This window comes from Streptomyces sp. SID11385 (assembly GCF_010548245.1).
Taxonomy (GTDB): Bacteria; Actinomycetota; Actinomycetes; order Streptomycetales; family Streptomycetaceae; genus Streptomyces.
Map to the genome: position 1 here is coordinate 1 of NZ_JAAGLR010000641.1, position 7544 is coordinate 7544.

2 protein-coding genes are annotated in these 7544 nt (G+C 73.2%); both read right to left on the reverse strand.

Annotated elements, in window-relative coordinates:
- The coding region (locus G3I42_RS19485; RefSeq protein ID WP_164287663.1) for a type I polyketide synthase at window positions 1-2382 on the reverse strand (2382 nt) is incomplete at its 3' end.
- 19 nt (window positions 2383-2401) lie between these two features.
- Window positions 2402-7525, reverse strand: coding sequence for a type I polyketide synthase (locus G3I42_RS19490; protein WP_203607032.1), 5124 nt, complete (start codon window positions 7523-7525; stop codon window positions 2402-2404).
- Window positions 7526-7544 lie beyond the last annotated feature (19 nt).

Genomic DNA, 7544 nt, shown 5'->3' on the forward strand with positions numbered 1-7544 from the left:
GGGGGTGTGGGGGTGGTGGTAGGTGAGTTGTTCCGCGGTGTGCCGGAATTCTTCCAGGATGGGGTTCATGAGGGGGGAGTGGAAGGCGTGGCTGACGCGGAGGAAGCGGGTGGTGTGGCCGAGTTGGGTGAGGGTGGTGTTGAGGGTGTTGAGGGTGGTGGTGGTGCCGGAGAGGACGGTGGCGGTGGGGCTGTTGAGGGCGGCGATGGAGATGTCGTTGTGGTGGGTGAGGTGGGGGGTGAGGTCGTGTTCGGTGGCGCGGACGGCGAGCATGGTGCCGCCTGGGGGGAGTTGTTGCATGAGGCGGCCGCGTGCGGCGACGAGGGTGCAGGCGTCGGGGAGGGTGAGGATGCCGGCGGCGTGGGCGGCGGCGAGTTCGCCGATGGAGTGTCCGGCGAGGTATTTGGGGCGGATGCCGAGGTGTTCGAGGAGGCGGTGGAGGGCGACTTGGAGGGCGAAGAGGGAGGTCTGGGTGTACTGGGTCTGCTGGAGGAGTGCGGCTTCGGGGCTGTCCTCGGCGGCGAACATGAGGTCGCGCAGGGGGCGGTCGAGGTGGGGGTCGAGGTGGGCGCAGACCTCGTCCAGGGCTGCGGCGAAGGCGGGGTAGATCTCGTAGAGTTCGCGGCCCATGCCGGGGCGCTGACTGCCCTGACCCGAGAACAGGAACGCCGTCGGACCCGTGACGGGTGTACCCCGCACCACACCCGGAACGCTCCCGTCCTCCGCCGCCGACGCCAGCGACGTCAGTGCCGTGCGCAGGCCCTCGACCCCGTCCGCCAGCACGACGGCCCGTGACTCCAGTTCGGCCCGCCGCGTGGCGAGGGAGAGCGCCAGGCCGGAGAGCCCGCCGACGGGCTCCCCGTCGACGCGGTCGGCGAGCCGCCGGGCGAGCGCCCCCAGCGCGGCGGGCGTACGTGCCGAGAGAGGCACGGGCACCGGACCCGCGGGCGGGTTCGCCTCCGGGGAGGCCGCCTCGTCCTCGTCCTCGGGCACGGGTGCCTGCTCGATGATGACGTGGGCGTTGGTGCCGCTGATGCCGAAGGAGGAGACGGCGGCGCGCCGGGGACGTGCGGTCTCCGGCCACGGCTGCGCCGAGGTGAGCAGGCGCACGGCGCCGCTGTCCCAGTCCACGAACGGGCTGGGCTCCTCCGCGTGCAGGGTGCGGGGCAGTTTCCCGCGGCGGATGGCCTCGACCATCTTGATGACACCCCCGACCCCCGCGGCGGCCTGGGTGTGCCCGATGTTGGACTTCAGGGAGCCGAGCCACAGGGGCCGGCCGCCCTCCCGGGACTGCCCGTAGGTGTTGAGCAGTGCCTGGGCCTCGATGGGGTCCCCGAGCCGCGTGCCGGTGCCGTGCGCCTCGACCGCGTCGACACCGTCCGCCCCGAGCCGGGCGTCCGTCAGCGCCGCCTGGATGACACGCTGCTGCGAGGGGCCGTTCGGGGCCGTGAGCCCGTTGCTGGCCCCGTCCTGGTTGACGGCGCTGCCGCGGATCGTGGCGAGGACGGTGTGACCGTTGCGCAGCGCGTCGGAGAGCCGCTCGAGGACCAGGACGCCCACACCCTCCGACCAGCCCGTGCCGTCGGCCTGCGCGGAGAAGGACTTGCACCGGCCGTCGGGAGAGAGCCCCTTCTGCCGGCTGAACTCGACGAACGTGCCCGGCGACGACATGACCGTCGCGCCGCCCGCCAGCGCGAGCGTGCACTCCCCGCCCCGCAGCGCCCGCACCGCGAGGTGCAGCGTTACGAGGGAGGAGGAGCAGGCGGTGTCCACCGTCACCGCCGGGCCCTCAAGGCCGAAGGCGTAGGACACCCGTCCGGAGAGCACGCTGCCCGCCCCGCCGGTCAGGCGGTGCCCGTCGGCGCCCTCCACGGGTTCGAAGAGGTACGGCCCGTAGTCGTGGTACATCAGGCCCGCGTAGACGCCGGTGCGGCTGCCGCGCAGGCTGGTGGGGTCGATCCCGGCGCGTTCGAGGGCTTCCCAGGAGGTCTCCAGGAGCAGCCGCTGCTGGGGGTCCATCGCGAGGGCCTCGCGGGGGCTGATGCCGAAGAACTCCGCGTCGAACTCCGCGGCGTCGTGCAGGAACCCGCCTTCCCGCGTGTACGAGGTACCGGGGCGGTCCGGGTCGGTGTCGTGGAGCCGTTCGAGGTCCCAGCCGCGGTCCGTGGGGAACTGCGAGACGGCGTCCGTTCCCTGGTCGAGCAGCTGCCACAGATCCTCCGGCGAGGCCACTCCGCCCGGGTAGCGGCAACTCATGCCCACGATGGCCACCGGTTCGTGCGCGGCGGCCACCAGCTCCTGGTTCTGCTGCCGCAGCCGGTTGGTCTCCTTCAACGAGTCCCGGAGCGCTTTCACGACTGCTTCGGTCGAGGTGTTGTTCATGTTCTTCTTTCTCCAGGACTCAGGACTCGTGGCTTTCGCCGGCCATGCGGATGAGAGCGTCGATGTCCAGCTCGTCGATGTCGGTCTCGGTGGTGGGGGCGGTGTCCGGCCCGGGAAGACCCGCGACGTCGGAGGCGGTGGCGGACCGGGGCCCGGCGAGATCCACCAGCCGGTCCAGCAGGCCGGAGCCCCGCAGCCGGTCGAGCGGAAGCTCGCTCAGCAGCCGCCGGATCTCCGTGTCCCCGAGCGGCGCGGCGGAGGCCCGCTCCTCCGCGACCGCGTCCGACGAGGCCGCGAACGAGGTGAGGAGCAGCCGCGCGACGGCGGTGGGGGTGGGGTGGTCGAAGACGAGGGTGGCGGGCAGGCGCAGGCCGGTGGCCTTGTTGAGACGGTTGCGCAGCTCCACGGCGGTGAGGGACTCGATGCCGAGTTCCTTGAAACCGCGCCGCGCGTCCACGGTCCGGCTCCCCTCGTAGCCGAGCGTGCGGGCCACCTCCGCGCACACCAGCTCTTCGAGGTGTTCCTCCCGCTCCTGCGCCGGCATCCCGGCGAGCCGGTCCGCCAGGGCCGGCTGCCCCGCGTCCTCGGCCCGGGCGCCGGACGCCGCCGCCTTGCGCTGCCGCACGGGCACCAGCCCCCGCAGCAGTGCGGGCGGCTCGGCCGCTCCCGAGCGCAGTGCCGCCCGGTCGAGCGGCAGCGGAACCACGCCCGCCAGCGGCAGCGACACCGCCGCGTCGAAGAGCCGGAGGCCCTCCTCCGACGAGATCGGCAGCATCCCCTGCCGCGCGAAGCGGCCCCGGTCGGCCTCCCCGAGCCGCGCCGCCATGCCCCCCTCGGCCCACGGGCCCCACGCCAGCGAGACCGCTGCCAGCCCTCGTGCGCGCCGGTGCCGGGCGAGCGCGTCGAGATACGCGTTGGCCGCCGCGTAGTTGGCCTGCCCCGCCCCGCCGAGCAGCCCCTGAATGGAGGAGAAGAGGGCGAAGAGGGGGAGGTCGAGGTGTTGGGTGGCGTGGTGGAGGTGGTGGGCGGCGTCGGTTTTGGGGCGGAGGACGGGGGTGAGTCGTTGGGGGGTGAGGGTGGTGAGGGTGGCGTCGTCGAGGGTGCCGGCGGCGTGGATGATGCCGGTGAGGGGGTGGTCGGTGGGGATGGTGTCGAGGAGGTGGTGGAGGGCGGTGGGGTCGGCGATGTCGCAGGCGGTGAGGGTGACGGTGGCGCCGAGGTCGGTGAGTTGCTGGGTGAGGGTGGTGGCGTGGGGTGCGTCGGGTCCGCGTCGGCTGACGAGGAGGAGGTGGGTGACGTGGTGGTGGGTGACGAGGTAGCGGGCGAAGAGGGCGCCGAGGGCGCCGGTGGCGCCCGTGATGAGCACCGTTCCCTCCGGATCGAGCGCCGGGAAGGCGGACCCTTCCGAGGCCACGCGCGTCAGCCGGGGCGTGAAGGCCCGGCCCCCGCGCACCGCGAGCTGTCCGTCTCCGGTGTCGAGCGCCGACCGTACCGCCTCCTCGTCTGACAGATCCTCCACGTCCACCAGGACGATCCGGTCCGGGTTCTCCGTCTGCGCCGAGCGCAGCAGCCCCCAGGCCGCGGCAGCCGCCAGATCGGTGACGTCCTCGTCCGCCACCGCGACCGCGCCGCGCGTGAGCACGACGAGTCGCTCCTGCTCCGGCCGCTCCTTCGCCAGCCACTCCTGCGCCAGTTCGAGGGCCGCGCGCACGGTGTCGTGCACCGCCTCCGGCCCCTCGGCGCCCTCCAGCCGTACGACCGTCGGGACGATCGACCCCGCGGAGGACCCCGCGGGCGCGGGCACCCACTCCGAGCGGAACAGGGAGTCCTGCGAGGCATCGCCCGGGGCGCGGAGCTGATCGGCGGAGACCTCACGGACGGCGAGCGACTCCACGGAGGCGATCGGCGCTCCCGTCGCGTCCGCCACCTCGATCGCCACCGCCGCGGGCCCGACGGGCGTCAGCCGTACCCGGGCCGCGGCCGCTCCCGTCGCGTGGAGCCGCACCCCGCTCCACACGAACGGAAGCCGCGGCGCCGCCGAACCCGGCAGCGCGCCCAGCTCGATCGCGTGGAGAGCCGCGTCGAGCAGCGCCGGATGGAGCCCGAAGGACGGCGCCTCCTCCGCACCGTCCTCCGGCAGCCGCACCTCGGCGAACACCTCGCTCCCGCGCCGCCACACCGCACGCAGCCCCTGGAACGCGGGGCCGTAACCGAAGCCCTGCTCCGCGAGGTCCTCGTACCGGCTCGCCAGTCCCACGGACTCGGCCTCGACGGGGGGCCACGGGTCGATACGCGGCCCGGGGACCTCGTCCTCCGGCGCCAGCCAGCCACTCGCGTGGCGCACCCACGTCTCCTCGTCCTCGCCGTCCCGCTGCGCGTACACGGCCAGTGCCCGGCGCCCGGACTCGTCGGGCGCGCCGGCGATCACCTGGACCCGTACGGCGCCCTGGGCGGTGAGGACGAGCGGCGACTCCAGCGTCAGCTCCTCCAGGACCTCGCACCCCGTCGACTCGCCCGCGCGCAAGGACATCTCGACGAACGCCGTCCCGGGCAGCAGCACTTGACCGAGCACCTCGTGATCGGCCAGCCACGGCTGCGTGTTGAGGGACAGCCTGCCGGTGAACACCGTCTCCCCGCTGTCCGCGCGCGTGAGAGCCGCCCCGAGGAAGGGATGCTCGACGGCGCCGAGCCCGAGGGCGGGAGCGTTCCTCCGCCGGGCGGCGTTCGGCTGCCAGTAGCGCCGGTGTTGGAAGGGGTAGGTGGGGAGGTTGTGGTGGTGGGGGGTGGGGTGGTGGAGGAGGTGGTGCCAGTTGAGGGGGGTGCCGTTGGTCCAGAGGTGGGCGAGGGTTTGGGTGAGGGTGGTGGTTTCGGGGTGGTTTTTGCGGAGGGTGGGGTGGAGTTGGGGGGTGGTGGTGTTGTTGGTGGTGGTGTCGGTGAGGGTTTCGCGGGCGAGGGCGGTGAGGGTGGTGTCGGGTCCGATTTCGAGGTAGGTGGTGGTGCCTCGGTCGGCGAGGGTGGTGATGGTGTGGTGGAAGTGGACGGTGTTGCGGATGTGCTGGACCCAGTAGTCGGGGGTGGTGAGTTCTTCGGGGGTGGCGGTGTGGTCGTGGTGGTGGGTGATGAGGGGGGTGTGGGGGTGGTGGTAGGTGAGTTGTTCCGCGGTGTGCCGGAATTCTTCCAGGATGGGGTTCATGAGGGGGGAGTGGAAGGCGTGGCTGACGCGGAGGAAGCGGGTGGTGTGGCCGAGTTGGGTGAGGGTGGTGTTGAGGGTGTTGAGGGTGGTGGTGGTGCCGGAGAGGACGGTGGCGGTGGGGCTGTTGAGGGCGGCGATGGAGATGTCGTTGTGGTGGGTGAGGTGGGGGGTGAGGTCGTGTTCGGTGGCGCGGACGGCGAGCATGGTGCCGCCTGGGGGGAGTTGTTGCATGAGGCGGCCGCGTGCGGCGACGAGGGTGCAGGCGTCGGGGAGGGTGAGGATGCCGGCGGCGTGGGCGGCGGCGAGTTCGCCGATGGAGTGTCCGGCGAGGTATTTGGGGCGGATGCCGAGGTGTTCGAGGAGGCGGTGGAGGGCGACTTGGAGGGCGAAGAGGGAGGTCTGGGTGTACTGGGTCTGCTGGAGGAGTGCGGCTTCGGGGCTGTCCTCGGCGGCGAACATGAGGTCGCGCAGGGGGCGGTCGAGGTGGGGGTCGAGGTGGGCGCAGACCTCGTCCAGGGCTGCGGCGAAGGCGGGGTAGATCTCGTAGAGTTCGCGGCCCATGCCGGGGCGCTGACTGCCCTGACCCGAGAACAGGAACGCCGTCGGACCCGTGACGGGTGTACCCCGCACCACACCCGGAACGCTCCCGTCCTCCGCCGCCGACGCCAGCGACGTCAGTGCCGTGCGCAGGCCCTCGACCCCGTCCGCCAGCACGACGGCCCGTGACTCCAGTTCGGCCCGCCGCGTGGCGAGGGAGAGCGCCAGGCCGGAGAGCCCGCCGACGGGCTCCCCGTCGACGCGGTCGGCGAGCCGCCGGGCGAGCGCCCCCAGCGCGGCGGGCGTACGTGCCGAGAGAGGCACGGGCACCGGACCCGCGGGCGGGTTCGCCTCCGGGGAGGCCGCCTCGTCCTCGTCCTCGGGCACGGGTGCCTGCTCGATGATGACGTGGGCGTTGGTGCCGCTGATGCCGAAGGAGGAGACGGCGGCGCGCCGGGGACGTGCGGTCTCCGGCCACGGCTGCGCCGAGGTGAGCAGGCGCACGGCGCCGCTGTCCCAGTCCACGAACGGGCTGGGCTCCTCCGCGTGCAGGGTGCGGGGCAGTTTCCCGCGGCGGATGGCCTCGACCATCTTGATGACACCCCCGACCCCCGCGGCGGCCTGGGTGTGCCCGATGTTGGACTTCAGGGAGCCGAGCCACAGGGGCCGGCCGCCCTCCCGGGACTGCCCGTAGGTGTTGAGCAGTGCCTGGGCCTCGATGGGGTCCCCGAGCCGCGTGCCGGTGCCGTGCGCCTCGACCGCGTCGACACCGTCCGCCCCGAGCCGGGCGTCCGTCAGCGCCGCCTGGATGACACGCTGCTGCGAGGGGCCGTTCGGGGCCGTGAGCCCGTTGCTGGCCCCGTCCTGGTTGACGGCGCTGCCGCGGATCGTGGCGAGGACGGTGTGACCGTTGCGCAGCGCGTCGGAGAGCCGCTCGAGGACCAGGACGCCCACACCCTCCGACCAGCCCGTGCCGTCGGCCTGCGCGGAGAAGGACTTGCACCGGCCGTCGGGAGAGAGCCCCTTCTGCCGGCTGAACTCGACGAACGTGCCCGGCGACGACATGACCGTCGCGCCGCCCGCCAGCGCGAGCGTGCACTCCCCGCCCCGCAGCGCCCGCACCGCGAGGTGCAGCGTTACGAGGGAGGAGGAGCAGGCGGTGTCCACCGTCACCGCCGGGCCCTCAAGGCCGAAGGCGTAGGACACCCGTCCGGAGAGCACGCTGCCCGCCCCGCCGGTCAGGCGGTGCCCGTCGGCGCCCTCCACGGGTTCGAAGAGGTACGGCCCGTAGTCGTGGTACATCAGGCCCGCGTAGACGCCGGTGCGGCTGCCGCGCAGGCTGGTGGGGTCGATCCCGGCGCGTTCGAGGGCTTCCCAGGAGGTCTCCAGGAGCAGCCGCTGCTGGGGGTCCATCGCGAGGGCCTCGCGGGGG